We start from the raw sequence: 1,355 nt of genomic DNA, 5'->3' as shown, positions 1-1,355 counted from the left end.
TGAACCGCCCCGAGTTTGATGCACACCTTCTTTCGAGGGAAGGTAGTTCGCATCATGCCGAAGAAGTACGACGAGGAGTTCAAGGTCCGGGCGGTGCGGTTGGTCGCTGACCATGCCGAGGAGTACGACACCCGCACGGCCTGCATCACCGCGGTCGCCAAACGGTTGGGCGTCTCCTACGAATCGCTGCGCCGCTGGATCAACCAGAGCGAGGTCGACGCCGGGGACCGGGCAGGGGTGCCCACCGACATTGCGCGCGAGAACAGAGAGCTCAAACGCAAGAACCGTGAGCTTGAAGAAACCATCGAAATCCTCAAGGCGGCAACAAGTTTCTTCGCGCGGGAGAGCGACCCGCGACGCCGCTGATCTGTGCGTTCATCGCCGAGCATCGTGCTCGGTTCGGGGTCGCTCCGATCTGCCGCGTGCTGTCCGAGCACGGCTGCCAGATTGCCCCGAGAACGTTCTACGCCTGGCTGGCGCGGCCGCCATCGGCGCGGGCCTTGTGGGATATGGCTATTACTGAGGTGCTGGCCGGCTACTACGAACCCGACGAACACGGACACCGCAAGCCCGAGTCGTTGTACGGCGCGGTCAAGATGTGGGCCCATCTGCGCCGTCAGGGCATCGAGGTGGCCCGCTGCACGGTAGAGCGCCTCATGCGGGACAACGGGTGGCGTGGGGTGACCCGCCGTAAGAAGGTTCGCACCACCATCGCTGACCCGGCTGCCGGGCGAGCCCCGGATCTGGTGGACCGCCAGTTCCGCGTTGAGACGCCCAACAGGTTGCTGGTAGCCGATTTCACCTACGTCAGATTGGCCGCCGGGGTGTTCGTCTACACCGCGTTCGTCATCGATGCCTACTCCGGGCGGATCGTGGGCTGGACCTGCTCAGCGGGCAAGAGTGATGCGTTCGTACGGCGGGCAATACGCCACGCCGCGCAACTCCGGCATCGTGAGGGTAATCCGTTGTCGGGCAGTACTATTCACCACTCAGATGCGGGCTCTCAGTATACGTCGGTGCGGTTCGGGGAAACCCTGTCCTTGTCCGGATTGGTGCCGTCGATCGGATCGGTCGGCGATGCCTTCGATAACGCGTTGGCCGAGACCACCGTCGGGCTGTACAAGAACGAAGCCGTCCGCGACGACTCCCCATTCCGTCGCGGCCCGCTGCACCGACTGACCGACGTAGAACTGCTCACCGCCGACTGGGTCCACTGGTACAACAGCGACCGGCTCATGCACCGCCTGGGCCGCATCCCACCGATCGAATACGAGACCATCTACTACGCTACGAACACAGCCCAATCAGAGGCTGCGCACCAATAAACCGGTGTGCACCAAACTCGGGGCGGTTCA

General features: G+C 63.5%; 1 protein-coding gene. It reads left to right on the top strand.

The window, feature by feature from the left end; translation table 11 throughout:
* The first annotated feature begins 54 nt into the window (after positions 1–54).
* Positions 55–1,325, top strand: a protein-coding gene (locus ACJH6J_RS30415; RefSeq protein ID WP_109557393.1) for an IS3 family transposase whose coding sequence is annotated in 2 segments (ribosomal slippage) — positions 55–328 and positions 328–1,325 — 1,272 coding nt in all. Because the reading frame shifts where the segments join, the coding sequence is not laid out codon by codon here.
* Positions 1,326–1,355 lie beyond the last annotated feature (30 nt).

The sequence above is a fragment of the Mycobacterium sp. SMC-18 genome (genome assembly GCF_045310895.1).
Lineage (GTDB): Bacteria > Actinomycetota > Actinomycetes > Mycobacteriales > Mycobacteriaceae > Mycobacterium.
This window is presented reverse-complemented; position numbering and strand designations above follow the sequence as displayed.